Raw genomic sequence first — 25,534 nt, forward strand, 5'->3', positions numbered from 1 at the left:
ATTAATGTCAATACATACTGTTGAAAAATTCGTCACTCGTGTAAAAACATGGAAACGTGTTTCGGCCCCTCCATCACTCATAGACGCGGCCCCGCCCAGCCAATGGTTCGCAAAACTCGGCGTATAATGCGCGCTAGCATTTCCTCCATGGGTTCCCTAACCCCATCCATCAAAAAGGCTCAACATGACTTCCGCCTCCGTCCCGCCATCGCGGGTATCGTTCTACCTTGCCCTGCTGGTAGCGTTCCACGTCCTTATCATCATCGCCAGCAACTATCTCGTGCAGTTGCCCATCGACCTGTTTGGGTTTCACAGCACCTGGGGCGCTTTCAGCTTTCCCTTTATTTTCCTGGCCACCGATCTGACCGTGCGGCTGATAGGCAAAACTGAAGCGCGCAGCGTGATCACGCGGGCCATGGTGCCGGCGCTGATCGCTTCCTATATCGTGTCGGTCCTGTTCCATGAAGGACGCTTCAACGGCGTGGATGCACTGGGCGATTTCAACAGTTTCGTATTCCGTATCGCCTTCGCCAGCTTCGCCGCCTACGTCCTGGGCCAATTGCTGGACGTACAGGTGTTCGACCGCATGCGCCGCGGCTACGTGCAATGGTGGGTGGCGCCCGCGGCGGCTTCCGTGTTTGGACAGGCGCTGGACACAGTTGCCTTCTTCGGTATCGCCTTCTGGCGCAGCAGCAACCCCTTCATGGCCGAGAACTGGGGGGAGATTGCCATGGTGGACTACGTCATCAAGCTGGCGGTCAGCCTGCTGCTTTTCGTTCCGATGTATGGAGTGGCCCTTAACGCCATAACCCGCGTCATGAAACGGCGCGACGCGCTTTCAGCCGCCATATGATCACCTCCGGGCAAGCTCACCGGCGCGCCCTGGTCTTATTTTCCGGCGGCCAGGATTCCACCGCCTGCCTGGCTTGGGCGCTGGCGCGTTACGGCCATGTCGAGACCATCGGTTTCGATTACGGCCAGCGCCATCGGGTGGAACTGGACTGCCGCGCCACGCTGCGCCGGCGCCTGGCCGAACTGCATCCGGACTGGGCTACCCGGCTGGGTAGCGACCATCTGCTTAATGTAGATGTGCTAAGGCAATTGGGCGCTTCGGCCATGACGGACGACATGGCCATTGCCATGCAGGCGGACGGACTGCCCAACACCTTCGTGCCCGGCCGCAACCTGCTGTTCTTCACCTTGGCCGCCGCACTGGCTTACCGGCGGGGGCTGGACGTGCTGGTGGGCGGCATGTCGCAGACCGACTATTCGGGCTATCCGGACTGCCGCGACAATACGCTGAAGGCTTTGCAAGTGGCGCTTAGCCTGGGCGTGGATCGCCCGCTGGTTTTGGAAACCCCATTGATGTGGCTGGACAAGGCCGATACCTGGGAGCTGGCTCAAGAACTGGGCGGCATGCCCTTGGTGGACCTGATCCGCAAAGAAACCCATAGTTGCTATCTGAACGACCGCAGTACTCTGCACGCGTGGGGATATGGCTGCGGCGAATGTCCTGCCTGCGTCCTGCGCGCTCAGGGCTACCGGCAATGGACGGCACGGCAATAGGTTCCACACTTGTAGGCCCAAGTGCCTCCAATGGCATTCCCGGCGGTCAGGCATGGCGATTGCTATCTTTCTCCTTTTCCAAGGAGAAACCCATGAAGAAACTGCTCGTATGTATTGCCACAGGCACCTTGGCGTGCGCGGCGGGGTTGGCCCATGCGGATGTCACGGTAGAAATGCACGAAGCCACCGACAAGGGGGCGGGGAAGGCTGTCGGCACGGTCACTATTTCAGAGTCGCAATATGGCCTGGTGTTCACGCCCAAACTATCCGGCCTTGCAACCGGCGTTCACGGCTTTCATGTCCATGAAAATCCCAGTTGCGACGCCGCCGAGAAAGACGGGAAAATGACGCCAGCCCAAGCCGCCGGCGGACACCTGGATCCCAAGAAAACAGGCAAGCACGGCCTACCCTGGGGCAAGGGCCACCTGGGAGACCTTCCCGCGCTTTACGTCAATGAGGATGGAACCGCGGGCAATCCCGTATTGGCGCCACGGCTCAAATTGGCGGACGTAAAGGAGCGGTCACTAATGGTCCATCAAGGCGGCGACAACTATTCCGACCATCCGCAACCGCTGGGCGGCGGCGGAGCCCGCATGGCTTGCGGCGTCATTAAATAAATGCTGGCGGGCTGAGCCCGCATTTCGGAATCAGCCGCGCCGAGCCGCCTCTATGGTGGCGATGTCGATCTTTCGCATGTCCATCATGGCGTCGAACGCACGCTTGGCCGCCGCCGGGTCAGGATCGGTGATCGCATCCGTCAGGGCGCGTGGCGTGATTTGCCACGACAGTCCCCACTTGTCCTTGCACCAGCCGCAAGCGCTTTCCTGTCCATCGTTTCCGACAATCGCATTCCACAATCGGTCCGTTTCGATCTGATCGTCGGTGGCGACCTGGAAGGAAAACGCTTCGTTATGCTTGAAGGCCGGTCCGCCGTTCAAGCCTAGGCAGGGAATACCCATCACGGTGAACTCGACCGTCAGGACATCGCCCTGCTTGCCCGAAGGATAATCTCCGGGAGCGTGATGGACCGCCACCACCGCGCTGTCCGGAAACGTTTCGGCATAGAAATTCGCGGCGTCCAATGCGGCGCCGTCATACCAGAGGCAGACTGTATTCTTGCTGGGCATTTTGATCCTCCTGTAATGGAACGGATACTGGATTCTAGCCGCGCGGCGGCCGGATCACTGTAGTAATTTGCATCCTTAGACCGCGTAGCCAGGCAGGTCGGCGGCAAGCCCCAAGCGCCCGCCTTTTAAAAATATTGAATCGCAACTGTTTGGATTTTACGAATAGTGATGACGCGATTCGCCGGTTTATTCGGCGCACTTAAACCTTTACAGTCCCTCCATCGTCAAACCCCGGGTCGGCTTCGACCCAATGATGGAGATATCCCATGGCAACCCGCAACGTCGTTTTCCCACCCGGACGCCAAGCCCTTTATGAACGAAATCACTATTCGCCCGCGATCAAATCGAACGGCTTTCTGTTCGTCTCGGGACAAGTCGGCAGCCGCGAAGACGGCTCACCCGAGCCCGACTTGGAAACACAGGTCCGGCAGGCATTCGACAATCTGAACGCAATCCTGAAGGCCGCGGGCAGTTCATTCGACGATGTGGTGGACGTCACGGTATTCATCGTCGATCCGGAGTCCAAGTTCGAGACCATTTGGAATATCGTGCCGGAATATTGGGGTCAGGCACCCCACCCGACACTGACGGCCGTCGGCGTAACCTGGCTCTATGGCTTCCAGTTCGAGATCAAGGTGATCGCCAAACTGCCCGAGACCGATTGAACCTTCAGCGGACGGGCCGGCGTCCGAGAAGCTTGCATGGAATCCGCTCCTGCGTTTAACCTTCCCAAGGTTCGGCCGGTAGATGACCGGCAGCTTACCCCCACGAGGTGTCGTATGACCGGATTGCGTACTGCCGCTGAAAAGCGTGAAGAGTTTGCCAAGCTGCATAAAGACGGATGCTTCGTCATTCCCAACCCCTGGAACGTCGGCACCGCACGCTGCCTGGAAGACCTGGGCTTCAAGGCCATTGCCTCCACCAGCTCGGGCCACGCGCATGCCAACGGCCTGCCGGATGGCGCGCAAGATCTGGATACCGTGCTGGCCCATCTGAAAGAGCTGGCCGACTCCGTGGATATTCCGCTAAACGCGGATTTCGAGAATGGATTTTCCGACGATATCGATAAGATGCAGCAAAACATCGTCCGCTGCGTTGCGGCCGGGGTGGCCGGCCTGTCGATCGAGGATGCGCCCCAAGGCGAAGCCACCGGCCTGTACGACTTTGATACCGCGGTGACCCGGATCAAGGCGGCGCGCAGGGCCATCGACCAGACCGGTGAACGCGTATTGCTTACCGCCCGGACCGAAGGCTTCATACGCGGCGCCCCCGATATCGATGAAAGCGTCCGCCGCATGAAGGCGTTTGCGGACGCGGGGGCGGATTGCCTTTACGCGCCCGGCATCAAGAGCAGGGAACACATAGCCGCCATCGTTCAGGCGGCCGGCGGCCGCGCCGTCAATTTCCTTAACCCCACCGCGCTCGGCTATACGGTTGAAGACCTGGCAGGCATGGGCGTGCGGCGCATCAGCGTCGGCGGCTCGTTGGCGCGCGTCGCCATGGATGCCTTCCTGCGCGTTGCACAGGACATAGCCCGGGACGGCAATTTCGACGGCTTCGCCAATGTGATCAGCAATGCCGATCTGAACCAGCGTTTCGAGAAGCACATCAAGGCATAGATGGCGACGTGATGCGATGGTCAGGTCCGGATCATCAAGGCGGAGTCGACCTTGCCCCCAAATGGCTGGCCCGAAAAAACGACCGGGGCGCCTGCCCGAACAGCTTCCTGAACATCTTGCTGAAAGCCGAAGCGCTGCCGTAGCCAAGCTCCAAAGCGATCTGGGTCATTGTCATGCCTTGCTCGGCCAGAGCAAAAGCGCGCATCAACCGCGCCTGCTGGCGCCAGCGAAGCAGGCTCAAACCGGTCTCCTTGGGAAAAAGCCTGATCACGCTGCGTTCGGACAAACCCACGCTTTCTCCCAATTCGGCGATGGAAGCTGCGCTGGACACATCGGCCAGGAGCGCTTCGCATAGCCTGAGCAGACGCTTGTCCGCCGGCAGCTTCAGCGACAAAGGCTGCTGCGCAAGCAGGCCGACCTCGTCCACCAGGACCTGCATCATCCGCCCTTCGGCGCTGTCGGGATCGTAGCGCGGAGTAATAGCCATCGCACGCAGGACCAGTTCCCGCAGCAAGGGCGTGATCGCCAGCACACAACATGCGTCCGTCCTGCCCCGGACCACGCCGGGCTGAAAATACAGGGTGCGCATCTCGACAGCGACGTCCATCCGTATCCCGTGTTCCATGTGCGCCGGCATCCACATTCCGTGACTGGGCGGTATCGTCCATATGGAGCCGTTCGCCCGTATCGTCATGACGCCCTCAATGGCATAGATCAGTTGATCGCGCAAATGATGATGGGGGGCGATGACGCAGCCGGCGGGATCGGATCGGGCCAGGGCGGCCACGGCGCGGGGCACCCGATTGGCAATACTGGCGCTGGCATTCCGGCTGTGCGCATTTTTAGAAGGCGCGCCTGATGCCGTTTTCGATGTTGGCGGTTTTGGACTCATTATTGACAGTCTGGAGCAAGATGATTTGGCCATCCTAGCGGATAATCCGGGCATGAACAATCGGCCAACACAACTTCTGCTGAACATCGGTCACGCCATCGACCATATGTTCCTGCTTATATTCGCCACCGCCGTCACCAGCATTGCGGCGGATTTCGGCGCGCAGCGCTGGGAGGATCTCATGCCTTACAGCGTGGCGGCCTTCTTTTTCTTCGGAATCGGATCGCTGCCCGCAGGCAAGCTGGGCGACCACTGGGGACGCCGGCCGATGATGATCCTTTTCTTCTTCGGCATGGGGGCTTCGGCCATCCTGGTCAGCGCCGCCGGGTCTCCCGTACAGATGGCACTGGCGCTGGCTCTGCTGGGGTGCTTCGCCTCCATCTACCATCCGGTGGGCATTCCGATGCTGGTCCAGGGAGCCACGCGGCCTGGATGGATCATCGGGGTCAATGGCTTGGCCGGCAATCTGGGCGTCGCGCTTGCGGCGATGATCACGGGCCTGCTGGTGAAATACTTTGGATGGCGCATGGCCTTCCTGGTGCCTGGCATCGTCAGCCTGGTCTGCGGGGTGCTTTTTGCATGGCTCGCGTCGCGCGAAACCACGCCCCCCGCCAAGAAGAAAACCACCACCGTAGCCCTGCCCGGCATTTCCATGGCCAAGCTGTTCCTGATCATGACCATGGCGGCCACCAGCAGCAGCCTGCTGTTCAACTTCTCGACCAATAGCAATTACGAACTGCTGGCTGATCGCCTGCAGCGGATTTCCCAGGATCCCGCCCAGATCGGCCTGCTGCTGGCCATCATCTATGCCGTTGCATCCGCGGCGCAATTGATCGTCGGCCACCTGCTCGACAAGATCGCGCTCAAGAAGCTGTATCTATCCATCATTGCCACGCAAGCGGTGTTGCTTGCGGCGTCCATAGCCCTGGACGGCTGGGCTTTCTATTTCCTGCAGTTCCTGTTCATGGCGGCCGTGTTCGGCGCCATTCCTTTCATCGATGCCATGATCGTGCGCTTCGTCGACGACAGCATGCGCTCACGGGTTTCGGGCATGCGCCTGGCAGTTTCCCTTGGGGCCAGTTCGCTTGCGGTGTGGCTGATCGGACCTATCGTCAAGCAGGCGGGCTTCACCATGCTGCTGGGCGTCATGGCCGCCACCGCCATAGTCACCATGATAATCGTCAGTCAATTGCCCAGAACCCCGGCCCCCTAGGGCAAAGGAAACACATGGTATACTTATGGGCTTAGCTACAGCTGATACGGCGCAATGGCAGAGTGGTTATGCAGCGGATTGCAAATCCGTGTACCCCGGTTCGATTCCGAGTTGCGCCTCCAGTATTTGAACAAGTCCCAGGCTAATTCATAACAATTTTCCGCTACGAAAAAAAGCCTGTCAGCCCGCCATCGCGCGGGCTTTTTGCATTCTCCGCCTTGCTTTTCATTTGTCCCGGGCGTTGCCTTGCCGCCGTATAGGCGTAAAATTCATGAGCCTCAAATAACAAAAGGAACTATACGTGTTTCCATCCAGGCTAACCTCCGGATATCAATCATTTTTAAACGGCCGCCTCGCCCGTGAGCGGGAACGCTACGAAGAACTCGCCAAATCTGGGCAGCACCCGGAAATCATGGTCATTGGCTGCGGCGATTCCCGCGTTGCCCCCGAAACCATCTTTGACGCGGACCCCGGCGAGATATTTGTAATACGCAATATTGCCAACCTTGTCCCACCCTGCGAATCCGACACCGAAACTTCGTTTCACGGCACCAGCGCCGCCATCGAGTTCGGCGTCAATGCGCTGAAGGTCAAGCATATCGTTGTGCTTGGCCATGCCAGCTGTGGCGGCGTTGCGGCCTATGCCAACAATGCCGCCCCACTGACCAAGCGCGATTTCATCGGCAAATGGATGTCGCAAATCGCACCGGTGGCCCAACGCGTGGGGCCTCCCACCGAAGACCGGCAAAGCTGGATCAGGCAGCTGGAATGGGCGGTGGTCGACTACAGCCTGGAGAACCTGATGACTTTCCCCGCGGTCCGCGATGCCGTTGAAGAGGGATCGCTGACCTTGCATGGCGCTTATTTTGGCGTTGGCACCGGCGTGCTTTTTATTCGCGATCCGATCACCGGGCGTTTTGCCCCATACAGCGAAACCCAATAACAGCGTTCCCGGGCGGGGCCAATCGCAGCGTTTACGACGCCCGCCCCCAGGTGTTATCGTGGTTTCGTGAAATCAGGATCAACGATAGCCATCGGAGTCGCCATAGGCGTTGCCATAGGCACCGCCATGGACAATATCGTGGGCGGAATCGGCATTGGCATAGCCATCGGGATCGCCCTGTCGCTTGCCCTGCGGAAATGAGCGTAGACCAATTGCACTATAGATGGCCCGCCCGGCATGCAATACCCTGCTTGCATGCACTTCGCGGAATCCATCCCTCTTTGCGCAATTTGCCGTAAGCTTTCCTTGAGTGCGGGACCAAGACAACCGCATGCCCTGATGTTGCTGGAAAAAGTACACCCTCCTGTCCACTGGGAGGGCATACTCGAGCGGCGCTACCGCTGCACGGCATGCGGTGCGGCCTGGCTGCGGCACACCAGTTCTTGCGGTGCGGACACCATGTTCGAACCGGTATAGCCGGAGCCGCTCAGCCCATCTGATCGGCCTGATTAAGGCGAGAACCGAACCTTATCGGCGGCAGCTCGTGAATTTCAACATTCAAGGCCAATGGATGGACGTAGGCGGCGCCGCGAAAATATTCCTCCGCCGCCTTCAGCAACCCTTCCCCCAACCGCTGCTGCATGTCCCGGCTCCTGCCGGGACGTATCCTAGCCGTGATATGCACAAAGCCGGCATGCGGGTTTTTCAGATCGGCAATCAGAAAGGCATCGCGGGGCTCACCGCGCGTTCTGATCGCCTGGGTCTCGAATACCCCTGATACGATCGCCGCTTCATGGATCGCCCTTAGCAATCCTTCCATGGGCTGAATAGCCTCGATGTTTCGGGAGTATTCGACAATGATGTGAGGCATATGCAATCCATCGCGTTGAAGTCAAGGGTTCGGCCCCGCCAAGCGCAACATGGGCGACCCAGCATAATCTCAAGCATTCTTGGGCAGATCGGCAACCGGCGTTCCCGCATCCAGGGCCGCGCATTTTTTGGTTTCCTGGGCATGCTTTACGGCCGCCAGCTTCAACACTTCTTCAGCCCGGCCGCGCGGCACGAAACACACGCCGGTGTCGTCCGCTATGACGATATCTCCCGGCGAAACACGCACTCCGCAGATTTCGATGTCGCCGTTGATTTCCACAGTTTCAAGTCGCGATTTTCCTGTAAGCGGCGTAATTTCACTGGCCCATAGCGGATAGCCCACGCTGCGCGAATGCGGCACATCGCGAATTCCGCCCGAGACAATGGCGCCCGCCTCTCCCTGTCTTTTTCCGGTCTGAGCGGATATGCCGCCCATATTGGACACTCCCGCGACGCCCTGGATCACGACCACATCGCCGCCTGACGCCAAATTATGCGCCTCGAATTCGGCCATTTTATTGACGTTGGCCTTGCCCGTTTCATAGGGATGCTCGCGCTGGACGATATTGCGTACCGTAAGCGCCGGCCCTACGATGCTGGTGCCCGAGATAGTGGGCTTCAACACCGATGCTCCAATAGCGCCCGTAATTCCAAGACTGTCCATAATGTCGGAGACGATGCCGGTGGCGTCGCCCAGGGCCTTGAATCCTTCTATCAGGCCAGGCTGAGGCCGGGGTGTTTCCATAAGGCGTATGCGTTCGCGCGCAATCTTTCCGGTAAGTTTCTTTTCCATCATTTCAGTTCAATTGAGTTCAAAATTAAAGGTAAAAAGGAAGGTTTCATTCCACAGTCCTGATGGAGGCCATGGAGCTGCGCCGGCATTGCCGGGGACGGTGCAGCCCTGAACTATCTATTGCTGTCGAGGTCTATTCCCGACGACTTCACCAAGTCGCTGTACAGCGCCAGCTGCTTTTTCCAGAAGGCGTCGAGCTCCTCGGGAGAGGAGCCGACCCCGACAGCGCCCGCCGCCTTCAGGCGGGCAACCGCCTCGGGATCGTGCATCGCATACGACACCGCTTTGGAGAGCTTGTCGACAATGGGCTTGGGTGTGCCCGCAGGCGCATATATGGCTACCCAAAACGGAATGTCATAGCCGGCAAGCCCCGCTTCGGCCATGGTGGGCACGTCGGGCAGCACCTCGGATCGCTCGGTGGTCGTGACGGCCAGCGCCCTGACTTTGCCTGCGCGGATATTTCCCATCTCGGGCGGAACGCCATCGATGAGCATGGCCAGGCGGCCGCCCAGGACGTCCGCCAAGGCCGACGAGGTGCCTTTATAGGGCACATGCTGGATTTCGACGCCGGCAAGCTTGCGAAACAGCTCGGCGGCCAGATGGATCCCGCTGCCTATGCCCGAAGAACCATAGCTGTATTGCTTGGGATTGGCCTTGAGCAGCGCAATGAATTCCGCCATGTTCTTGGCGGGCAGATTGGGATCTATGATCATGACCAGGGGAAACTGCGCGACCAGCGAAACGGGGGTAAATCCGCCTATTGGGTCGTAACCCAGATTCCTGTCCACCGTGGCGTTCACCACGGCCGATGAAACCGAATGGAAAATCAGGTTGTAGCCGTCGGGTGGAGCCTGCACGGCGCCGCGGGAGGCTACGACCCCGCCCCCTCCGCCCTGATTCTGGACGACTATGTTCTGCCCCAGATACTCGCTCATTTTCTGCGCGGCAATGCGCGCCATCATGTCTATGCCGCCGCCGGCGGAGAATGGCACAACCAGTTTGATGGGCTTGCTGGGAAATGCGTCGACGCTTTCAGCCGCGGTACCGATTGCCGGCAAACCCAAGCCGAGCATTAGCGTCAACAGGCTGCGGCACAAGAGGCCCGACGCACGCCGCGCAGGCGTTTCATATTGAAATTTACAAGACATTGTTGTTTCCTCCATTTGAATTTTGTGCGGACAAAAAAGCTGACAGATCGTCCTTGAAAAATGGCGCCGGTTTCAGCAGCCGGCACTCCTGGTTCGTCATCAGCGGCCGGACTTTGTCCACAAAGGCAATCCAGGCTGGATCGGCGAACAGCGCCTCACGCCACTCCTCGCGCTCCCTTAGCGATGGGTAGCCCCACAAGGCGGTAATCTGATTAAGCTGGCCGATCTCCGAAACGTAGTACCCCAAAAGATGCCGCAAATACCTTCTTTGCACCTTCATGCCTTCCTGCGCATACAGGTGCAGGAATACCTGCAGCTTGCCGGGAAAAAACGTATATCGGCGTTCTTCGACTATCAAGGCGGCTCCTGCAAATATGATGAAGTCAGGGGAGGACGTCGAGCGGAATCATTTTTCGATCTTGATGAGGCCCTGATCAAACAATGCGGCCCATCTGTCTTCCTCCGCCCGGATATAGCGGCCAAAGTCGCCGGGCGACATGTCGTCGGGCAGGCCTCCCAAGGTAAGCAGCGCCTGCTTGGCTTCTTGGTCCTTCAAGCCTTCGCGCAATGCCTGCGCCAGCGTGTCGACGACAACTTGGGGCGTTCCCGCCGGGGCGGCCAGGCCAAACCACGAAGTCAAGTCATAAGTCGGCAGACCCTGTTCCGCGACAGTCGGGATCTCCGGTGCGCCGGGCGAACGCTGCGAGGTGGTTACCGCCAATGCGCGTACCTTGCCCGCCTTGTAATTGGGCAACGCACTGATCAGGCTATCGAACATGAACTGCACGGAGCCTTGCTGAGAGGCTACCTGGGCCTGGGCCGTACCCCGATAGGGAATATGAGTGGCCTTGACTCCAGCAAGCGAAGCGAATAATTCCCCGGCAAGGTGGCTGGCCGACCCGACACCGGCGGATCCGTAATTGAGCTCCGCGGGATGCGCTTTTCCATACGCGATCAGTTCCGCAACGCTGCTTACCGGCAAGCTGGGATGGATTACCAGGACATTTCCTACTCCGGTAATTCGGGTGACAGGCGTAAAGTCCCGGGACAAGCGATACGGAAGCCGGGTATTCATGATCGGGTTGAGCACATCGGCGAATGCGGCCAGCAGCAAGGTGTATCCGTCTGGTGCCGCCTTCAGGACCTGAGCCGTTGCGATGCCACCGCCGGCACCCGCCTTGTTCTCGATGACGAACTGCTGACCCAACTTGCCGGACAGAATCTTCGCCGCCAGCCGAGCCGTAATATCCGCGGGGCCGCCGGCGGCGAATCCCACGACGATCTTGACAGGCCTGTCCGGATAAGCCGCGTAAACCGGCCCTGAAATGGCCGAGACCGCAATCGCGGCGCACGCAATGAGTTTAAGTATTTTCATTTCAGGAAATGGGTATTGATCCGTTTAACGACAATGTTCTTGTAAACGCCGCCTTGCACGTAGGGATCGCCCATCGCCCACTGGCGAGCCTCGTCCAGAGAAGCAAACTCCGCCACCATCAGACTGCCGGAATACGCGGCGTCGGCATCACTGCTCACAAGAGGCCCCGAAACGACGACCCGGCCCGCCTCGTGCAAAAGCGCTCGGCGCTTGATGTGCTCTTCGCGCAATGGCGCTCGGATGGCTTCGCTTTCGGAAACATCCTCGGCATAAATCAGGTACAGGCTTCGCATATCGGCCATCACTTCATGACAGCCTGGAACAGGCGAAGGAAGTTGCCGCAGGCCATCCCTTCGATCTCCGCTTTCGAAAGGCCGATATCCGTCAGTGACGCCAGGAAGTCCTGCTGTTCCTTGAGATCGTTGATGGGGTAGAGCCAGGGCCAGGTTCCGTATACCTCCGGCTTGCGCATGAATTCCTGATAGCGCTCGGGGGGCTGGCCGGTAATGAAGTCGGAACCGATGCCCACATGGCCGGCGCCCATGCGCTTGACCGCATAGGCGATATGCGCGGCCACATCGGCGGCGGCAGGCTTCTTCTGCCCGGGCAACAGCACGAGCGGTGGAAGGTAGGTCACGCCCAGCACCCCGCCGTTTGCCTTCAAGCCATCCAGAACGGCGTCGCTTTTATTGCGCGCGTTTGCGCATAGTGAATAGGCGTTCGCATGAGTTATGGCCACCGGCTGGGAGGACAAATCCAGGATATCGAGCGAACTCCGGTCGCCGACATGCGACAGGTCTATGACGATACCCAAATCGTTAAGAACGGCAACCATATCCCGGCCAAGCGACGACAGGCCCGCATTGGCCGGCTCGGCGCAGCCGTCGCCATACAAGTTGCGGATGTTATGGGCAATCTGGATGACGCGCACGCCCAAGCCGTGGAAAAGCTCCATCAGCGCCAGATCGCGCTCGACGCCAGGCACGTTCTGGTAGCCCAGCACCACTCCCAGCTTGCCTACTTTCTCGGCGTGAGCGAAATCATTGAAAGTCTCTATGGGATAAACAAGATCGCTCAAGCTTGCCAGATGCCGACGATAAGCGGCCAGCTCGTTAAGGGAATGCCTGAGGTCGGGAACCGGATTGATCCCCCGATAATTGTTCAGCGTTATATGAACCGCCGCAACTCCCTGTTTCAGCGACGCCTCGGCGTATTCCGCCGTCATCTTCGCTCCGTTCAACAAATCGAAAACCTTAAACATGTAGTGGGATCCTTGCCGGGAAAAAGGTGGGGTGCTTGCCAGACAGATATCAAAATGGTCCACATTACGATATCTGAAACATAGCAAATACTATTTAGTTGCTAACCACCAGTCAATTTATTGGCATAATGTTCCACATTACAGACCATTGTGAAGACCTGAATCCATGACACAATCCATTAGCCGCGCGATCGAACTGTTACGCCTGGTCGGTTCCAGCGCCCAGGGCAAACGCCTGATCGACCTTCAACGGGAATCGGGCCTGACAAAGCCGACCGTCCATCGCATACTCGATACCCTTCGCCAGCATGGCTTCGTGGCCCAGGACGACGACAAGCGCTATACCTTGGGCCAGGAGATATCGGTACTGGGATGGTCCGCGGGGCACCAGGCTTATGACTTGCGTGAACTATGCAGCGACCACATGGTGGAGGTCGCCCAACGGACGGGCGACACGAGCTTTCTCAGTGTCCGGTCGGGCTACGACGTCATTTGCCTGGACCGTCAGTCAGGCTCTTATCCGGTCAAGGCTTTCACGATAGATGTCGGCAACCGCAGGCCTCTGGGCGTAGGAGCCGGAGGCGTCGTTTTGCTGGCCTCGCTCGACGAAGCTGAACAACAGACGGTATACGAGGCGATCAAGCACAGCTTGAGCGCCTATCATGCCTCCACCCTGGCGGCTATTCGACAGGCAGTGGACAAGGCGCGGAAAGCCCGCTATGCGCTGAGCAACGGCTTTGTACTGCCCGAGGTGCGAGGTTTGGGCGTACCGATACGCGATTCCCAGGGACGGGTCGTGGCGGCTCTTAGCCTGGCAGCCATCAAGGAACGGATTACGCCGGAACGCCTGCCCGAATTGCTGGCCGTGCTGCAAACCCATTCTTCGCGAATCGAGCAGCGTATTGCGGCCGCCGGGCGGAAAGGCAACGCTCCCGCCCGCCGCATTATCCATTCCTGATGGAAGGATTCTCCGCCGTGACTCTCCATATGCCGATGCAAACCAGCGCCAGCGCAATCGCGTTCTTCCATTCCAGAATGCTTTCGTCCAGGAACACAGCCGACAACACCGCGCCGAATATCGGAATCAGGAAATTGAAAATGGTGACCACGCCCACCGGGTTGTACTTGAGCAAAATGCTCCATAGGGAAAAAGCGGCGGCCGACAGGACCACCAGATAGGCCAGCATGGCCGATGAGGCCCATGTGAAGCCCGTCAATGTTCCACCGGTGCCGTATCCGAATAGAAGCAGCGCGAAGCCGCCTATGGCAAGTTGATAGCCTGTCATGACCACGGCATCCATCGTCTGCGAGATTTTCTTGCCATAGATGGAGGCGGCGGACAGAACGAGAGCGGCGATCACGATGCAGCCCTCGCCCAGAAGGGTGAACTGGAAATCCAGCCCGCGCGTGTCCAGGTTGACGACCATGACGCCTACGAAACCGGTCAGGCAACCCAGAATCCGGTTGTGGCTCAGGCGATCGTTCTTGTAGATGAAATGCGCCAGCAATACGCTGAAGAAGGTGCCGGTCGCATTCAGAATGGAGGCCTTGACACCTGTGGTGTAGCTGAGGCCGACGTAGAAAAACACGTATTGCAATGCCGTCTGGGCCAGGCCCAACAAAGTCAGCTGGCCGATGCGCCGGCCGCCCAAGCCCGCAATGGGGCGTCCTCCAAAACGGCCCATGGCCAGCAGCACCAGTCCGGCGCAAAGAAAGCGATAGCCTGCAAACACCATCTTGCCCGCTATATCGTCCGTCGCGATGTCGAAAAGTTCGTAGCCATTCTTGATGGCGGGATACGCACTGCCCCACAACATGCAACACAGGGTGGCCAGCAAGATCACCACTTTGCGGTTGCTGAAGAGGCTCGCATCCGGGCGCGTATTGGGAGAATGGCTCAAAAGACCCTCGAAACTAAAACTGTCAGCGGCTGCATGAGATGGCGACATGATACATGCCGAGGCGGCGGGCAATATTACTTTCAGCTATGTCGCTCAGCCGAAAATGTACTTCGGATGTACGAGGACCGCTCTTACAATTTGCGGGGATGTTGAAAGGAGCACAGCCATGTCGTCGGCCATGATGGAGCTATTCGTTACGTCGTTCGGCGAAACGCTGGTGATGGTCGTCGCATCCGGCCTTGCGGCATCGTCAATCGGCATACCCCTGGGGCTTGCGCTTTACCTGGCCGGCCGCGGCAGCCCCCTGCCCCTGTTGCGGCTGCCCGGCGCCGTCGGGCTGGCGCTGGACGGCCTGCGCAGCGTCCCTTCCATTATTCTTCTGGTCATTGCCATCCCGCTGGTCCACGAACTGTTTGGCCAGGCGATAGGACTGGGCGCAAGCATTATTCCGTTGTCCATCATTGCCGCCCCGCTTGTCGCGCGACGCGTGGAAACCGCCTTGCGCGGCGTGGATCGCAGTCTCCTGGAGTCCGCCCTGACTCTGGGCGCCCGGCCCTGGCAGATCATTTGCAGGATCTTGCTGCCCGAGGCATCGGCGGGTATCGCGGCGGCGCTGGGCCTGGCCCTGGCCAGCCTGGTCGGTTATTCCGCCATGGCGGGAGCAATCGGCGGCGTGGGCCTGGGCGACCTGGGCATTCGTTATGGCTACCGGGAATTCCTGCCCGAGGCCATGCTGCTGGTTGTGCTGGCCCTGGTGATACTGGCCGAAGCGGCGCATTCGCTGGGCAATGCCCTGGCGCAGCATCTGGACCGCCGCTAGCGCCGGGGCGGCCATTGCGGCCGGCGCGGATTCGCGGGCCGGTCCTCTTGCGCACCCGCCCCGCTGGCGCCCTATACTTCTTGTACCGTAAAGCTCGGCAAAAGAAAGCATGGATGAAAACGTAATAGCCGCGATGGCGCGCTGGCCCGATGTGCCCGATGTTTTCGGGTGGCTGTCCCTTACCGAACGCGGCGAATGGCGACTGCACCCGCAAGGCGATGCGCTTGTTCCGCTCGATGCCGCGGGCAATGGCTTGCGCCCGGGCGAAGTCATAAGCAGTCCTCCCATCCTTGCCTTCATCGGCCGGAACTATGCCGCCGATGAAGCGGGGCAATGGTATTTCCAGAACGGCCCGCAACGGGTTTATGTGCGGCTCGATGCCGCCCCCTACATCCTGCACACGACACAGGAAGGCGCGGGCGGTCCGCGCTTGCGCACCCATAACGGCCTGACCGTCGATGAGCCGCGGGGCTGGTGGCTGGATGATGATGGAAAACTGTACGCGCAAACCGAGCACGGACCCGCGCTGATCGCCGGACGCGACCTGGAGCCGGTCTTGGCGTCGCTGTTCACGCCGGATGGCAAGGCCATGCTGGAGCGGCTCGAAGCGCAGGGCGGGGCCGGCGGCGAAGCCTTGCTGGTGAAATGGATTGATGCCCATGGTCCGCCGGTCGAGCTGCGTTTCTGCCCGGCCGAGGCCATTCCGGACATCCTGGGTTTCGTACCCCGTCCGCGTGCCGCGTGAAACCTGAAGGTGCCGTGCCGCGCCGACATGGATGCGTGATTTGGTTAGAATCACTCCATGACATCGCACGCCCCCAATTTCTATTTTCCCGCTCCGCGCACGCAGAAATTCTGCAGCCAGTGCGGCACGCCCATCGCCCTTTGCATTCCCCCCGACGACAACCGCATGCGGGCCGTGTGCAACAGCTGCGGAGCGGTGCATTATCAGAATCCACGCAATGTAGTGGGTGTGCTGCCTGTATGGGAAGGCAAGATCCTGCTGTGCCGCCGCGCCATAGAGCCCAGGTACAACACATGGACTCTGCCGGCGGGCTTCATGGAACTGGGCGAAACTACCGCCCAGGGCGCCATGCGGGAAACGCAGGAAGAGGCGGGTGCGCAGATTGAGCTTGGCCAGCTATACACCGTGATCGACGTGCCGCACGCGGAGCAGGTGCATTTCTTCTATCTTGCCCAAGTGCTTAGCGAAGAACTGTATCCCGGCCCTGAAAGCCTCGAAGCCGCTTTCTTCAGCGTGGACGATATCCCCTGGTCCGAATTGGCTTTCCGCACGATCATTACCACCCTGGAGCATTATGTCGCCGACTGCAAGACCGGCGTGTTCCCCTTCCACCATTACGACATTCCCGATCCGTTCCCGAAATAAGCAGGTATCCCCGTGGCAAGCTTGATCTGGCTGGATGATGCCGCGCCCTTTCCCCACCCCGACTCGGCACTGCCCGAAGGCTTGCTGGCGGCGGGCGGCCGTCTGTCCATCCCGCGCCTGACCGAAGCGTACAGCCAAGGTATTTTTCCGTGGTTCAACCAGGGCGAGCCCGTCTTGTGGTGGAGCCCGGATCCGCGCATGGTCCTTGCCTGCGAAGATTTCAAGGCGTCGCATTCACTCAGAAAGAAGCTGCGCCAGACGGCCCGTGCCGAACAGAGCCCCGATGCCCGGATACGCATCACCACCGACATGGCATTTCCCCAGGTCATCGCCGCGTGCGCCGCGGTTCGCGGCGGTCGGCATGCCACCTGGATATCGCCAGCCATACAGGCCGCCTATACCGCCTGGCACAAGGCTGGTGCGGCGCATAGCATCGAGACATGGATAGACGGCCGCCTGGCCGGCGGATTGTACGGAGTCTGCCTGGGCCATTTCTTTTTTGGCGAGTCGATGTTCAGCCTGGCCAGCGATGCCAGCAAGCTGGCATTGGCCTACCTGGCCAATTTCCTGCTGATGCGCGGCATCAGGCACATCGATTGCCAACAGCAAACCGGCCATTTGTCCAGCCTGGGCGCGCGGGCTATGACCCGCCGGGATTTTCTGGCCCTGCTGGATGCCGCGCTGCGCCACGAGGCGCCCGACTGGCCGCCTGGACAGATCCTGGGATCCGGCCAGCTTGCACCTCTGGAACAAATGAAGCAATAATGACCTGCATAGCGTCATCGAGTTAAGCCATGAGCCATCCGACCGAGCCGGGATTCAAGACACTGCAGTTCTACTCCACTGCCGCGTATCCCTGCAGCTATCTGCCGGAGCTGGATGCCAGATCGCAGGTTGCCGCCCCCACCCATCTTATCGATGCCGAAACGTATTCCGAGCTGGTGGAACAGGGCTTTCGCCGCAGCGGCCTGTTCACCTATCGCCCCCATTGCGATGCCTGCCAAGCCTGCCTTCCCATACGCATAGACACGCAGCGCTTCCAGCGCAATCGCACCCAGCGCAAAACCTGGAACCGGCACAACGGGCTGATTACGCACACCCTGCCGCTGCACTGGAGCGCCGAGCACTTCGAGCTTTATCAGCGCTATCAACTGGCCCGCCATCCCGGCGCGGGCATGGACGAAGACAGCCAGGCCCAATACACGCAATTCCTGCTTACCAGCCGAGTCGATTCCCGGCTGGTCGAGTTTCGCCTGCCGTCGGGCGCATTGCAGATGATCTCCATGATCGACATTCTGGATAGCGGATTTTCGTCGGTGTACACCTTCTTCGACCCAGAGGCCCACGGCAGCTTGGGAACCTACGGCATCCTGTGGCAACTGGAGCAGTGCCGCCAGTTGGACCTGCCCTGGCTTTACCTGGGCTACTGGATCCGGCAAAGCCGTAAAATGTCCTATAAGTCGTCCTACAAACCCTTCCAGATATTGCGTAACGGCATCTGGGCCGAGCCCGAAGGCACCATCCCCTGACCCCATCATGTCTCTTTTATTCAACTCCTATCCGCTGGCCCGCTCCGCGCTGTTTTCGCTGGATGCCGAAACCGCCCACGAATTGACGCTTTCGTCCCTGCAAAAGGCCTACGACTGCCGCCTGACCCGTGGCCTTATGGCCTCGCGGCCGGAAAAGCCATGCCGCCTCATGGGCTTATCGTTTCGCAATCCCATCGGACTGGCAGCCGGCCTGGACAAGAACGGCGCGCACATCGACGCGCTGGGCAATTTGGGCTTCGGCTTTGTGGAAGTGGGCACGGTCACCCCAAAACCCCAGCCGGGCAACCCCAAGCCACGCATGTTCCGTCTGCCGCGCGCCGAGGCCCTGATCAATCGCCTGGGCTTCAACAACAAGGGGCTGGATGCCTTCATCGCTAACGTGCGCAAAAGCGAATGGCGCAACCACGGCGGCATACTTGGACTGAATATCGGCAAGAACGCCGCCACGCCTATCGAGCGGGCTGTGGACGATTACCTGATCGGCCTGGAAGGGGTGTACCCCCACGCCGACTACGTCACGGTCAATATCTCGTCGCCCAATACGCAGAACCTGCGCGCGCTGCAAGGCCAGGAAGAGCTGACCGGCCTGCTGGCGCCGCTGCAGGAAAAACGCAAGGCCTTGGCCGACCTGCATGGCCGGCACGTGCCCATGGTCGTCAAGATAGCGCCCGACCTGGATATCGAGCAGATCGACATCATCGCCGCCTTATTGCCGCGCTACGGGGTGGATGGCGTTATCGCCACGAACACGACACTTTCGCGCGAATCCGTTCGCGGCCTGCCTCACGCCGGCGAAACAGGCGGCTTGTCGGGGCCGCCCGTGCATGCACTGTCGCTACGGGTGATCGAGCGCCTGCGCGGACAATTGGGCATTGCCTTTCCCATCATCGGCGTGGGCGGCGTGGTGTCGGGCAAGCAGGCCCAAGAGAAGACCGCCGCGGGCGCGAATGCCATCCAGTTGTATACCGGCCTGATCTACCGAGGCCCCGCCCTTATCGGGGAATGCGTGCGCGCGCTGGGATAATCAGCGGCGCCGCACAAAGAAAAGCCCCAGGGAAGGATCCCCGGGGCTTTGTTTTTACCGCATCCGGCCGGACCGCCGGCGGCGTATCGCCGAAGCCGGCAGCCTTATCGGCTCATGCCGACCGGCCTGCAATCAGGCGGCGGTGGCGCGGCGCGCGCGAGGAGCCGACTTGGTGGCGGCCTCGGCGGCGTCGGTAGCGGCCTTGAATGTCGCATTGGTGGCGGCGTTCAGGTTGGACTCGGCTGCGTCGACCGCCTGGCGGGTGGCCTTGGAAACCGATTCGTAGGCGCTGTTGGCGGTAGCCAATGAAGACTTCAGCAAGGCGACGGCGCCTTCGGAGCCCGTGGGCGCATTCTTGGAAATCTGATCGATGGCGTCGGATACCTGTTGCTGGCCCTGAGCGATCTGCTCTTCGGTCAGCTTGGACAGGTCGACCTGCACACCGGATACGATATCGTAGACGTGCTTGCTGTAGGCCAAGGCTTTTTCAGCGTTCGGCTGCACCAGACCGGAGGTGAATGCCAATGCTTCCTGGGCGTCCTTGACCTCGATGGCTTGCTGCGATTTCTGGGCGACTTCGTCCAGTGTGGCCTTGATGACCTTCAGGTTCAGGTCCACCAGCTTTTCAAAACCGCCGAAAAAGGTGCCTTGAATGGCAAGCAGGTTGTCCAGCGAGGCTTTTTGGCCGGCCAGAACGTGTTGGGGGATTGCGCTCATGATGTTTCCTTTATAAGTGAACCGTTGACGCGATTCGTAATATCCGGGGGTCACCCGGGCGTAAAAATAAAGAAGGCTAAGCAAATCACCACACACCTGTGAAAACCTTCTATGCTGCACTGCACAAAACAAATTCTACCTGATTGAAAGGGGGAGTCAAGCATTTTTTGCTGCAACGCAACAATCAGCTTCAATTACAGGGAAAAAGGAAAGCCTGCATAGGGGACAGGGTTACTTATAAGGGGTAAACCTAGGCGACAAGCTATTTCTTTTGGCCTAGTATGCGTTTCTATCCACACATTTGCTAACCACTTTTTTACTTTGCCAAAAGCGAAGGGAGATTCAATGAAGCATTCCACCCTGAAGATCGGCTCGGCCCTGTTCCTTAGTACTCTGCTTAGCGCGGGGGCCGCGCAGGCTGCCGACTATCCGGACCACACCATAAACATGGTTGTACCGTTCTCCGCGGGCGGCCCCACCGACAACGTGGCGCGTTCGCTGGCCGAGGCCATGCGCCCCACCCTGGGCCAAACCGTAGTGGTGGAAAACAAGGCCGGCGCCGGCGGCACCATTGGCACCAGCCAGGTGGCGCGCGCCAAGCCGGACGGCTATAACTTCTTGTTGATGCACATCGGCTTCTCGACCGCCCCTTCCCTGTACAAGGACCCCGGCTACAATCCCAATACCAGCTTCCAGCCCATTGGCCTGGTTGTCGACGTGCCCATGACCATCATTGCGCGTGCCGATTTCCCGCCCAACAACATCAAGGAACTGGTCGAATACCTGAAGGCCAATAAAGACAAGGTGTCGTTGGCCAATGCCGGCATCGGGGCCGCCAGCCATCTTTGCGGCACCATGTTCACCAACGCCATCGGCGTCGATCTGCTGACCATTCCCTACAAGGGTACGGGCCCGGCCATGAACGACCTGCTCGGCAAGCAAGTGGATGTCATGTGCGACCAAACCACCAACACCACCCAGCATATCAAGGCCGGCACGGTGAAGGCCTATGCGGTCACCAGCAAACAGCGCGTACCGACGCTTCCCGACCTGCCCACCATGCAGGAATCGGGCTTCAAGGACTTTGAAGTCGGCATCTGGCACGGCATGTGGGTACCCAAGGGCACACCCAAGCCCGTCGTCGACAAGCTGGTTTCGGCATTGCAGGCCGGCTTGGCCAATCCCGACTTCCAGAAACGCATGGCCGGCCTGGGCGCCACCGTGCTGACCGCGGAAGCCAATCCGGAATCGCTCACCAAGAAAGTGGACCAGCAGGTACCGCAATGGGCCGCGCTGTTCAAGAAGGCCGGGCTGCAGCCTCAATAATCCGCCATCAACAAAAAACCGCCCGGCTTCCATCTGAAGTCCGGGCGGTTTTTCCATTTGGACCGCGCTGGGGCACTATGCAATGCCCCGCAACGTGGTTCCTCTATATCAATTGATCTCCAGCTTCGATTCCTTGACGAGCTTGGCCCACTTTTCGGTCTCCTGGGCCACAAAGGCACCGAACTCTTCAGGGCTGCCGGGCGCGGGATCGGCCCCTTGCGAATTCAGCCTTGCCCGAACCGATGGGTCGTTCAGCACTTTCTGCAATACCTCATTCAAGCGCGCGACGACATCCTTGTCCATGCCGGCGGGCCCGATCATCCCGTACCAGGTCGACATGTCGTAGTTGGGAACACCTGCCTCGGCAAGGGTGGGAATATCCTGCGCCGCGCTCGAGCGCTGCTTCGTTGTAACGCCGAACGCCTTCAGATCGCCCCGTTTGACGTGCGGCAAGGCGCTGGGCAGATTCGGAAACATCAGTTGCGTGGTGCCCGCAAGCAGGTCGGGCATGGCTGTTCCGGTACCCTTGTAAGGAACATGCGTGACATCCACACCCGCCAGCTGCTTGAAGAGCTCCGCCGACAAATGCACCGACGTGCCGATTCCCGATGAGGCGACATTCAACATGCCGGGATTCTTTTTCGCATAGTCGATCAGCTCTTTAACGTTATTGAATGGTGAGCTTTTGGGAACCACCATGACGTTAGGCGCGGTCAGCACCTTCCCGATGGGGGTGAAGTCCTTGACGGGATCGTAGGTGACGTTTTTGTACATGGCGGGATTCACGGCGTGCCCGATCGACGTCACAAATAGCGTGTACCCATCCGGAGCGGCGCGCGATACGAATGATGTGGCGATATTTCCATTGGCTCCGGCTTTATTTTCAACAACGATCGACTGACCAAGCAATGGCCCCATCGATTCCGCCAATATCCTTGCTGTGCTATCACCCGTTCCGCCCGGCGAAAAGCCCACGACCATGGTTATGGGCCTCTCGGGATAAGCCGCGGATGCGATGCTCCCCGCAAGCCCGAGCGAAATCGCCGCGATTATCTTTTTGGTAGTCCAAGATTGCATGAAATTACGTCTCCTGTATGGTCAAGCCGGAGATAGTCTCCAGTTCGTTATGTGAAAGTCCTGCCACTTTGTCGATGACCTTGAAACCGTTTTTACCGATTTCCAATGTTGCAAGGTCGGTGTAAACCCTCTTTACCACTCCCGCCGCCGTGAGCGGGTAGGAGCAATTCTTGACCAGTTTTGATTGCCCATCCTTGGTCAAGTGCTCCATCATGATGAATACCTGCTTCGCGCCTTTGGCCAGATCCATGGCTCCACCGACGGCGGGAATCGCGGTCGCGTCCATGGTCCGCCAGTTCGCCAGATCACCCCTTTCAGACACCTGGAACGCACCGAGTATGCAAATATCGATGTGGCCGCCCCGTATCATCGAAAACGAATCGGCATGGTGGAATAGCGCCGCCCCTTTTCTGAGCAGGATGGATTGCTTTCCCGCATTGACGTAGTCGGGATCGACGTCGTTCCCCTTGGCGATCTCACCCATCCCCAAGACGCCGTTTTCGCTGTGCAGGATAATTTCCTTATCCGGCGGCAGGCAGTTCGACACAAGCATGGGACGGCCAATGCCCAGGTTCACGTACGCTCCGTCGTGTATATCTTCAACAACCCGCCTGGCCACCTGCTCGGGCGTCCTCGGTACATAATTTTTTGTCATGCATCACCTTCCTGAAACCACAACCCGGTCAACAAAAATACCCGGCGTAACAACATGCTCAGGCGAAATATCGCCCAGGGGAACGACATGGCTGACCTGCGCAATGGTGCATCGTGCCGCTGTCGCCATGACAGGTCCGAAATTTCGGGCGGTACCCCGATAGGTCAGATTGCCCCACCGATCCGCCAGATTGCCCTTGATCAACGCAAAGTCGGCAGTCAGGCCGTATTCCAGGACCTGTTCGACGCCATTGATGATCCGGATCTCTTTTCCCGCCGTAAGCTCTGTTCCCACACCGGTCGGCGTAAAGAACCCGCCAATTCCGGCGCCGCCGGCGCGGATGCGTTCGGCCAGCGTTCCTTGAGGAACCAGTTCGAGCTCAAGCTTTCCTTGCCTGTATATTTGGTCGAAATCATCCGAACCAGGCTGGCGCGGAAAGGAGCAAACCACTTTTCGAACCCGGCCCGCCTTGACGAGCTTTGCAATACCCAGGCCTTTGCTGCCGGCGTTATTGCTGATGACCGTCAACTCTTTCACGCCTGTTTCCAGCACGGCTTCAATAAGGTGGAAAGGCAGGCCAGCCCCCCCGAATCCGGAAATCATCATCGATGCTCCGTCATGTATATCCTCCACTGCTTTAGCAAATGAAGAGATCGTTTTATCCATCATGTCCCTGCTATCCTTTTTCCACTGGCCGAAAAACAAGAATCGCCTCACCATCGGTTGGGCGAAACGCCGCTGCGACCTTCATGCCGATATGAACCGTATCAACATCGCAATCCACGATATTTGTCAAAATGCTGGGACCTTCGTCGACCGACACGAACGCCACGACATAAGGCTGGGCGGCTCGCCTTACGACGCTGTATGAATAGATCACGCCCGTACCGGCGGCTTCTCTCCACACGGTGTCGTCGCTCAGGCAGAATGGGCATCTGGGCCGCGGATACCAATGCGGCTTTTCGCAAGCATTGCAGTATTTGAGAAGGAACCTGCCCTGGCTGGCGGCTTGCCAAAAAGGACCTGAATCCTCGTCGACGATAGGCGCCGCATATTCTCTTTCGATCAGACTCATGCTCTTACTCCCGCTCAAGGATTAATGTGCTGCTTCCATGCCGCGTCGCCAGCATCCCCCCTATTCCCTGCACCAGCGCGAGCTCGCAGCCAGGTACTTGCACGGCGGGGTGCGCTTCGCCCCGCAACTGCCTTACGGCCTCTATGATTTTGGTCATGCCGCCGCGATTGGCGGGATGGTTGTTGCAAAGGCCGCCGCCGTCGGTATTGAAAGGAAGTTTTCCTATGCCCGAAATCAGGTTGCCGTCCTGCACGAAGCGTCCGCCCTCTCCCTTTTTGCAAAAGCCAAGGTCTTCAAGCAGCATCAGCACAGTGATGGTGAAACTGTCGTATATCGACGCATATTGGATATCGCAAGGCGCAACGCCGGCTTCCTCGAAGGCGGCCGCGCCGGACCAGGCGGCGCCTGAATAAGTCAGGTCGATGTAACCTCCGCTCTGATGCTTTACCGTTTCTCCCGCAGCCCTGACACGCACGACCGGCCTGTTCAGGCCGCGGGCGATCTCTGGCCGGGCGACAATCACCGCTCCCCCGCCATCGGTTATGACGCAGCAATCCGACCGGGTCAAAGGATCGGCGATCACGGGCGAACCCAGCACATCCTCCACGCTGAGCCTCTTGCGCAGCTTCGCGTTGGGATTATGTTGCGCATGATGGGACGCAGCGACCTTGATCATTGCAAGCTGCTCTCTGGTGGTGCCGTATTCGTGCATGTGCCGCATCGCACACATGGCATAGCCCGCCACGTTGGCCATGCCATAAGGCTGCTCCCACGGGTAATCCGGCTGGTTCGGGTTCCGCACCTTGGGCCTGAGCCCCGTGGCAACGCCTTCGCTCAAGGGCCGGCCGGCCAGGGTCACCAAGGCCACGGAACATTTTCCCTGTTGAATGGCCCGGACCGCATGATTGACCAGATTCAGATAGGATGCTCCTCCGACATCGGTCGAATCGACATATTTTGTCTGGAGGTTCAGATATTCGACCAGAGAGGTCGGCCCCATTCCCGGCGCATCGCCCGAACAGAAAAACCCGTCAATGTCGTTTTTGCCTATCCCCGCGTCTTCTATCGCCCCTATCGCCACGTCCGCGTGCAACCGTGCAACGGTCGTATGCGGTGCGTGGCGCGTCGGATGCTCGTAAGCGCCGATAATGCAGGCCTTGTTCCGGTGGCTATTGGCCATGAATGAAGTTCC

The 25,534-nt window shown here is 59.3% G+C and carries 32 protein-coding genes and 1 tRNA gene; 17 read left to right on the forward strand and 16 right to left on the reverse strand.

Annotation, left to right across the window (positions count from 1 at the left end; translation table 11 throughout):
* Positions 1-184: 184 nt before the first annotated feature.
* From V0R37_RS01485 to sodC, 3 genes are all read left to right on the forward strand, one after another.
* Positions 185-853, forward strand: coding sequence for a 7-cyano-7-deazaguanine/7-aminomethyl-7-deazaguanine transporter (locus V0R37_RS01485; RefSeq protein ID WP_420372795.1), 669 nt, complete (start codon positions 185-187; stop codon positions 851-853).
* Positions 850-1,566 (forward strand): 7-cyano-7-deazaguanine synthase QueC, encoded by a 717-nt coding sequence (gene queC, locus V0R37_RS01490; protein ID WP_420372796.1) that lies wholly within the window; start codon positions 850-852, stop codon positions 1,564-1,566. The genes V0R37_RS01485 and queC overlap by 4 nt, the downstream gene beginning before the upstream one ends.
* 92 nt (positions 1,567-1,658) lie before the next feature.
* The gene (gene sodC, locus V0R37_RS01495; RefSeq protein WP_420372797.1) at positions 1,659-2,183 is read left to right on the forward strand and encodes a superoxide dismutase [Cu-Zn] SodC; all 525 of its coding nucleotides are present in this window, start codon (positions 1,659-1,661) and stop codon (positions 2,181-2,183) included.
* Positions 2,184-2,213: 30 nt separating this feature from the next.
* Here the strand turns inward: sodC and V0R37_RS01500 are convergent, their stop codons facing one another.
* Positions 2,214-2,693 (reverse strand): VOC family protein, encoded by a 480-nt coding sequence (locus V0R37_RS01500; protein ID WP_420372798.1) that lies wholly within the window; start codon positions 2,691-2,693, stop codon positions 2,214-2,216.
* A 266-nt stretch (positions 2,694-2,959) separates the two neighbouring features.
* On the opposite strand from V0R37_RS01500, the gene V0R37_RS01505 reads away from it, so the two are divergent.
* Positions 2,960-3,358, forward strand: coding sequence for a RidA family protein (locus V0R37_RS01505; RefSeq protein WP_420372799.1), 399 nt, complete (start codon positions 2,960-2,962; stop codon positions 3,356-3,358).
* A gap of 114 nt (positions 3,359-3,472) precedes the next feature.
* Positions 3,473-4,312, forward strand: coding sequence for an isocitrate lyase/PEP mutase family protein (locus tag V0R37_RS01510; protein ID WP_420372800.1), 840 nt, complete (start codon positions 3,473-3,475; stop codon positions 4,310-4,312).
* Between the two features lie 34 nt (positions 4,313-4,346).
* Here the strand turns inward: V0R37_RS01510 and V0R37_RS01515 are convergent, their stop codons facing one another.
* Positions 4,347-5,204 carry an AraC family transcriptional regulator gene (locus tag V0R37_RS01515; protein WP_420372801.1) on the reverse strand — a complete coding sequence of 286 codons (858 nt, stop codon included), beginning with the start codon at positions 5,202-5,204 and terminating at the stop codon, positions 4,347-4,349.
* Between the two features lie 52 nt (positions 5,205-5,256).
* Between V0R37_RS01515 and V0R37_RS01520 the strand changes: the two genes are divergently transcribed.
* The 4 genes from V0R37_RS01520 (at position 5,257) to V0R37_RS01535 (ending at position 7,561) form a co-directional block, all read left to right on the forward strand.
* Positions 5,257-6,417, forward strand: a complete 1,161-nt coding sequence (locus V0R37_RS01520) for an MFS transporter (RefSeq protein WP_420372802.1) — start codon at positions 5,257-5,259, stop codon at positions 6,415-6,417.
* A gap of 48 nt (positions 6,418-6,465) precedes the next feature.
* Positions 6,466-6,539: transfer RNA gene (locus V0R37_RS01525), tRNA-Cys, on the forward strand.
* Positions 6,540-6,718: 179 nt separating this feature from the next.
* A complete protein-coding gene (locus tag V0R37_RS01530) occupies positions 6,719-7,360 on the forward strand; it encodes a carbonic anhydrase (protein ID WP_420372803.1) in 642 nt (213 codons plus the stop codon).
* Positions 7,361-7,426: 66 nt separating this feature from the next.
* The gene (locus tag V0R37_RS01535; RefSeq protein ID WP_420372804.1) at positions 7,427-7,561 is read left to right on the forward strand and encodes a glycine zipper domain-containing protein; all 135 of its coding nucleotides are present in this window, start codon (positions 7,427-7,429) and stop codon (positions 7,559-7,561) included.
* A gap of 286 nt (positions 7,562-7,847) precedes the next feature.
* Here V0R37_RS01535 and V0R37_RS01540 read toward each other — a convergent pair whose 3' ends face one another.
* From V0R37_RS01540 to V0R37_RS01570, 7 genes are all read right to left on the reverse strand, one after another.
* On the reverse strand, positions 7,848-8,231 hold the full coding sequence (locus tag V0R37_RS01540) for a 5-carboxymethyl-2-hydroxymuconate Delta-isomerase (protein ID WP_420372805.1): 384 nt from the start codon (positions 8,229-8,231) through the stop codon (positions 7,848-7,850).
* A 69-nt stretch (positions 8,232-8,300) separates the two neighbouring features.
* On the reverse strand, positions 8,301-9,026 hold the full coding sequence (locus tag V0R37_RS01545) for an RraA family protein (RefSeq protein ID WP_420372806.1): 726 nt from the start codon (positions 9,024-9,026) through the stop codon (positions 8,301-8,303).
* 110 nt (positions 9,027-9,136) lie between these two features.
* Entirely contained in the window at positions 9,137-10,171 is a 1,035-nt protein-coding gene (locus V0R37_RS01550; RefSeq protein WP_420372807.1) for a Bug family tripartite tricarboxylate transporter substrate binding protein, read from the reverse strand.
* Entirely contained in the window at positions 10,161-10,529 is a 369-nt protein-coding gene (locus tag V0R37_RS01555; protein ID WP_420372808.1) for an NIPSNAP family protein, read from the reverse strand. The genes V0R37_RS01550 and V0R37_RS01555 overlap by 11 nt, the downstream gene beginning before the upstream one ends.
* 48 nt (positions 10,530-10,577) lie before the next feature.
* Positions 10,578-11,546, reverse strand: coding sequence for a Bug family tripartite tricarboxylate transporter substrate binding protein (locus V0R37_RS01560; RefSeq protein WP_420372809.1), 969 nt, complete (start codon positions 11,544-11,546; stop codon positions 10,578-10,580).
* On the reverse strand, positions 11,543-11,848 hold the full coding sequence (locus tag V0R37_RS01565; protein ID WP_420372810.1) for a YciI family protein: 306 nt from the start codon (positions 11,846-11,848) through the stop codon (positions 11,543-11,545). The genes V0R37_RS01560 and V0R37_RS01565 overlap by 4 nt, the downstream gene beginning before the upstream one ends.
* Complete coding sequence (locus tag V0R37_RS01570; protein WP_420372811.1) at positions 11,848-12,807, reverse strand: dipeptidase; 960 nt, start codon at positions 12,805-12,807, stop codon at positions 11,848-11,850. The genes V0R37_RS01565 and V0R37_RS01570 overlap by 1 nt, the downstream gene beginning before the upstream one ends.
* 166 nt (positions 12,808-12,973) lie before the next feature.
* On the opposite strand from V0R37_RS01570, the gene V0R37_RS01575 reads away from it, so the two are divergent.
* Complete coding sequence (locus V0R37_RS01575) at positions 12,974-13,765, forward strand: IclR family transcriptional regulator (RefSeq protein ID WP_420372812.1); 792 nt, start codon at positions 12,974-12,976, stop codon at positions 13,763-13,765.
* Here V0R37_RS01575 and V0R37_RS01580 read toward each other — a convergent pair.
* Positions 13,752-14,624, reverse strand: coding sequence for a DMT family transporter (locus V0R37_RS01580; RefSeq protein WP_420373122.1), 873 nt, complete (start codon positions 14,622-14,624; stop codon positions 13,752-13,754). The two genes, V0R37_RS01575 and V0R37_RS01580, sit on opposite strands and share 14 nt — an antisense overlap.
* 250 nt (positions 14,625-14,874) lie before the next feature.
* Here V0R37_RS01580 and V0R37_RS01585 point away from each other — a divergent pair, with 250 nt between their 5' ends.
* From V0R37_RS01585 to V0R37_RS01610, 6 genes are all read left to right on the forward strand, one after another.
* Positions 14,875-15,528, forward strand: a complete 654-nt coding sequence (locus V0R37_RS01585; protein WP_420372813.1) for a methionine ABC transporter permease — start codon at positions 14,875-14,877, stop codon at positions 15,526-15,528.
* A gap of 109 nt (positions 15,529-15,637) precedes the next feature.
* On the forward strand, positions 15,638-16,273 hold the full coding sequence (locus tag V0R37_RS01590; RefSeq protein WP_420372814.1) for a DUF2946 family protein: 636 nt from the start codon (positions 15,638-15,640) through the stop codon (positions 16,271-16,273).
* A gap of 57 nt (positions 16,274-16,330) precedes the next feature.
* Positions 16,331-16,918, forward strand: a complete 588-nt coding sequence (locus V0R37_RS01595; protein ID WP_420372815.1) for an NUDIX hydrolase — start codon at positions 16,331-16,333, stop codon at positions 16,916-16,918.
* A gap of 12 nt (positions 16,919-16,930) precedes the next feature.
* A complete protein-coding gene (gene aat / locus V0R37_RS01600; RefSeq protein ID WP_420372816.1) occupies positions 16,931-17,683 on the forward strand; it encodes a leucyl/phenylalanyl-tRNA--protein transferase in 753 nt (250 codons plus the stop codon).
* A 29-nt stretch (positions 17,684-17,712) separates the two neighbouring features.
* Positions 17,713-18,447 carry an arginyltransferase gene (locus tag V0R37_RS01605; protein ID WP_420372817.1) on the forward strand — a complete coding sequence of 245 codons (735 nt, stop codon included), beginning with the start codon at positions 17,713-17,715 and terminating at the stop codon, positions 18,445-18,447.
* Positions 18,448-18,454: 7 nt separating this feature from the next.
* Positions 18,455-19,492 carry a quinone-dependent dihydroorotate dehydrogenase gene (locus V0R37_RS01610; RefSeq protein ID WP_420372818.1) on the forward strand — a complete coding sequence of 346 codons (1,038 nt, stop codon included), beginning with the start codon at positions 18,455-18,457 and terminating at the stop codon, positions 19,490-19,492.
* Between the two features lie 132 nt (positions 19,493-19,624).
* Here V0R37_RS01610 and phaP read toward each other — a convergent pair whose 3' ends face one another.
* Positions 19,625-20,209: a TIGR01841 family phasin gene (gene phaP / locus V0R37_RS01615; protein ID WP_420372819.1), complete on the reverse strand. Its 585-nt coding sequence runs from the start codon at positions 20,207-20,209 to the stop codon at positions 19,625-19,627.
* A 345-nt stretch (positions 20,210-20,554) separates the two neighbouring features.
* On the opposite strand from phaP, the gene V0R37_RS01620 reads away from it, so the two are divergent.
* Positions 20,555-21,535, forward strand: a complete 981-nt coding sequence (locus tag V0R37_RS01620; RefSeq protein WP_420372820.1) for a tripartite tricarboxylate transporter substrate binding protein BugD — start codon at positions 20,555-20,557, stop codon at positions 21,533-21,535.
* A 108-nt stretch (positions 21,536-21,643) separates the two neighbouring features.
* On the opposite strand, the gene V0R37_RS01625 is transcribed toward V0R37_RS01620, so the two are convergent.
* The 5 genes from V0R37_RS01625 to V0R37_RS01645 are packed head-to-tail and all read right to left on the reverse strand — an operon-like array spanning position 21,644 to position 25,522.
* On the reverse strand, positions 21,644-22,612 hold the full coding sequence (locus V0R37_RS01625; protein WP_420372821.1) for a Bug family tripartite tricarboxylate transporter substrate binding protein: 969 nt from the start codon (positions 22,610-22,612) through the stop codon (positions 21,644-21,646).
* A gap of 4 nt (positions 22,613-22,616) precedes the next feature.
* On the reverse strand, positions 22,617-23,267 hold the full coding sequence (locus V0R37_RS01630) for a 3-oxoacid CoA-transferase subunit B (protein ID WP_420372822.1): 651 nt from the start codon (positions 23,265-23,267) through the stop codon (positions 22,617-22,619).
* A gap of 3 nt (positions 23,268-23,270) precedes the next feature.
* Positions 23,271-23,936: a 3-oxoacid CoA-transferase subunit A gene (locus V0R37_RS01635; protein ID WP_420372823.1), complete on the reverse strand. Its 666-nt coding sequence runs from the start codon at positions 23,934-23,936 to the stop codon at positions 23,271-23,273.
* Between the two features lie 7 nt (positions 23,937-23,943).
* Entirely contained in the window at positions 23,944-24,342 is a 399-nt protein-coding gene (locus V0R37_RS01640) for a Zn-ribbon domain-containing OB-fold protein (protein ID WP_420372824.1), read from the reverse strand.
* 4 nt (positions 24,343-24,346) lie between these two features.
* Positions 24,347-25,522 carry a thiolase domain-containing protein gene (locus V0R37_RS01645; RefSeq protein WP_420372825.1) on the reverse strand — a complete coding sequence of 392 codons (1,176 nt, stop codon included), beginning with the start codon at positions 25,520-25,522 and terminating at the stop codon, positions 24,347-24,349.
* Positions 25,523-25,534 lie beyond the last annotated feature (12 nt).

The organism is Pollutimonas rozaliensis (genome assembly GCF_048751585.1).
Taxonomy (GTDB): domain Bacteria; phylum Pseudomonadota; class Gammaproteobacteria; order Burkholderiales; family Burkholderiaceae_B.

What these genes read in the sequence shown, in the direction of transcription:
- queC (WP_420372796.1), top strand. Translation starts at nt 850, where the DNA reads ATGATCACCTCCGGGCAAGCTCACCGGCGCGCCCTGGTCTTATTTTCC.
- V0R37_RS01505 (WP_420372799.1), top strand. Translation starts at nt 2,960, where the DNA reads ATGGCAACCCGCAACGTCGTTTTCCCACCCGGACGCCAAGCCCTTTAT.
- V0R37_RS01625 (WP_420372821.1), bottom strand. Translation starts at nt 22,612, where the DNA reads ATGCAATCTTGGACTACCAAAAAGATAATCGCGGCGATTTCGCTCGGG.
- sodC (WP_420372797.1), top strand. Translation starts at nt 1,659, where the DNA reads ATGAAGAAACTGCTCGTATGTATTGCCACAGGCACCTTGGCGTGCGCG.
- V0R37_RS01630 (WP_420372822.1), bottom strand. Translation starts at nt 23,267, where the DNA reads ATGACAAAAAATTATGTACCGAGGACGCCCGAGCAGGTGGCCAGGCGG.
- V0R37_RS01575 (WP_420372812.1), top strand. Translation starts at nt 12,974, where the DNA reads ATGACACAATCCATTAGCCGCGCGATCGAACTGTTACGCCTGGTCGGT.
- V0R37_RS01485 (WP_420372795.1), top strand. Translation starts at nt 185, where the DNA reads ATGACTTCCGCCTCCGTCCCGCCATCGCGGGTATCGTTCTACCTTGCC.
- V0R37_RS01605 (WP_420372817.1), top strand. Translation starts at nt 17,713, where the DNA reads ATGAGCCATCCGACCGAGCCGGGATTCAAGACACTGCAGTTCTACTCC.
- V0R37_RS01610 (WP_420372818.1), top strand. Translation starts at nt 18,455, where the DNA reads ATGTCTCTTTTATTCAACTCCTATCCGCTGGCCCGCTCCGCGCTGTTT.
- V0R37_RS01580 (WP_420373122.1), bottom strand. Translation starts at nt 14,624, where the DNA reads ATGTTGTGGGGCAGTGCGTATCCCGCCATCAAGAATGGCTACGAACTT.
- V0R37_RS01565 (WP_420372810.1), bottom strand. Translation starts at nt 11,848, where the DNA reads ATGGCCGATATGCGAAGCCTGTACCTGATTTATGCCGAGGATGTTTCC.
- V0R37_RS01550 (WP_420372807.1), bottom strand. Translation starts at nt 10,171, where the DNA reads ATGTCTTGTAAATTTCAATATGAAACGCCTGCGCGGCGTGCGTCGGGC.
- V0R37_RS01645 (WP_420372825.1), bottom strand. Translation starts at nt 25,522, where the DNA reads ATGGCCAATAGCCACCGGAACAAGGCCTGCATTATCGGCGCTTACGAG.
- V0R37_RS01570 (WP_420372811.1), bottom strand. Translation starts at nt 12,807, where the DNA reads ATGTTTAAGGTTTTCGATTTGTTGAACGGAGCGAAGATGACGGCGGAA.
- V0R37_RS01640 (WP_420372824.1), bottom strand. Translation starts at nt 24,342, where the DNA reads ATGAGTCTGATCGAAAGAGAATATGCGGCGCCTATCGTCGACGAGGAT.
- V0R37_RS01595 (WP_420372815.1), top strand. Translation starts at nt 16,331, where the DNA reads ATGACATCGCACGCCCCCAATTTCTATTTTCCCGCTCCGCGCACGCAG.
- V0R37_RS01590 (WP_420372814.1), top strand. Translation starts at nt 15,638, where the DNA reads ATGGATGAAAACGTAATAGCCGCGATGGCGCGCTGGCCCGATGTGCCC.
- V0R37_RS01520 (WP_420372802.1), top strand. Translation starts at nt 5,257, where the DNA reads ATGAACAATCGGCCAACACAACTTCTGCTGAACATCGGTCACGCCATC.
- V0R37_RS01560 (WP_420372809.1), bottom strand. Translation starts at nt 11,546, where the DNA reads ATGAAAATACTTAAACTCATTGCGTGCGCCGCGATTGCGGTCTCGGCC.
- V0R37_RS01510 (WP_420372800.1), top strand. Translation starts at nt 3,473, where the DNA reads ATGACCGGATTGCGTACTGCCGCTGAAAAGCGTGAAGAGTTTGCCAAG.
- phaP (WP_420372819.1), bottom strand. Translation starts at nt 20,209, where the DNA reads ATGAGCGCAATCCCCCAACACGTTCTGGCCGGCCAAAAAGCCTCGCTG.
- V0R37_RS01515 (WP_420372801.1), bottom strand. Translation starts at nt 5,204, where the DNA reads ATGAGTCCAAAACCGCCAACATCGAAAACGGCATCAGGCGCGCCTTCT.
- V0R37_RS01540 (WP_420372805.1), bottom strand. Translation starts at nt 8,231, where the DNA reads ATGCCTCACATCATTGTCGAATACTCCCGAAACATCGAGGCTATTCAG.
- V0R37_RS01545 (WP_420372806.1), bottom strand. Translation starts at nt 9,026, where the DNA reads ATGATGGAAAAGAAACTTACCGGAAAGATTGCGCGCGAACGCATACGC.
- V0R37_RS01635 (WP_420372823.1), bottom strand. Translation starts at nt 23,936, where the DNA reads ATGATGGATAAAACGATCTCTTCATTTGCTAAAGCAGTGGAGGATATA.
- V0R37_RS01500 (WP_420372798.1), bottom strand. Translation starts at nt 2,693, where the DNA reads ATGCCCAGCAAGAATACAGTCTGCCTCTGGTATGACGGCGCCGCATTG.
- V0R37_RS01585 (WP_420372813.1), top strand. Translation starts at nt 14,875, where the DNA reads ATGTCGTCGGCCATGATGGAGCTATTCGTTACGTCGTTCGGCGAAACG.
- V0R37_RS01620 (WP_420372820.1), top strand. Translation starts at nt 20,555, where the DNA reads ATGAAGCATTCCACCCTGAAGATCGGCTCGGCCCTGTTCCTTAGTACT.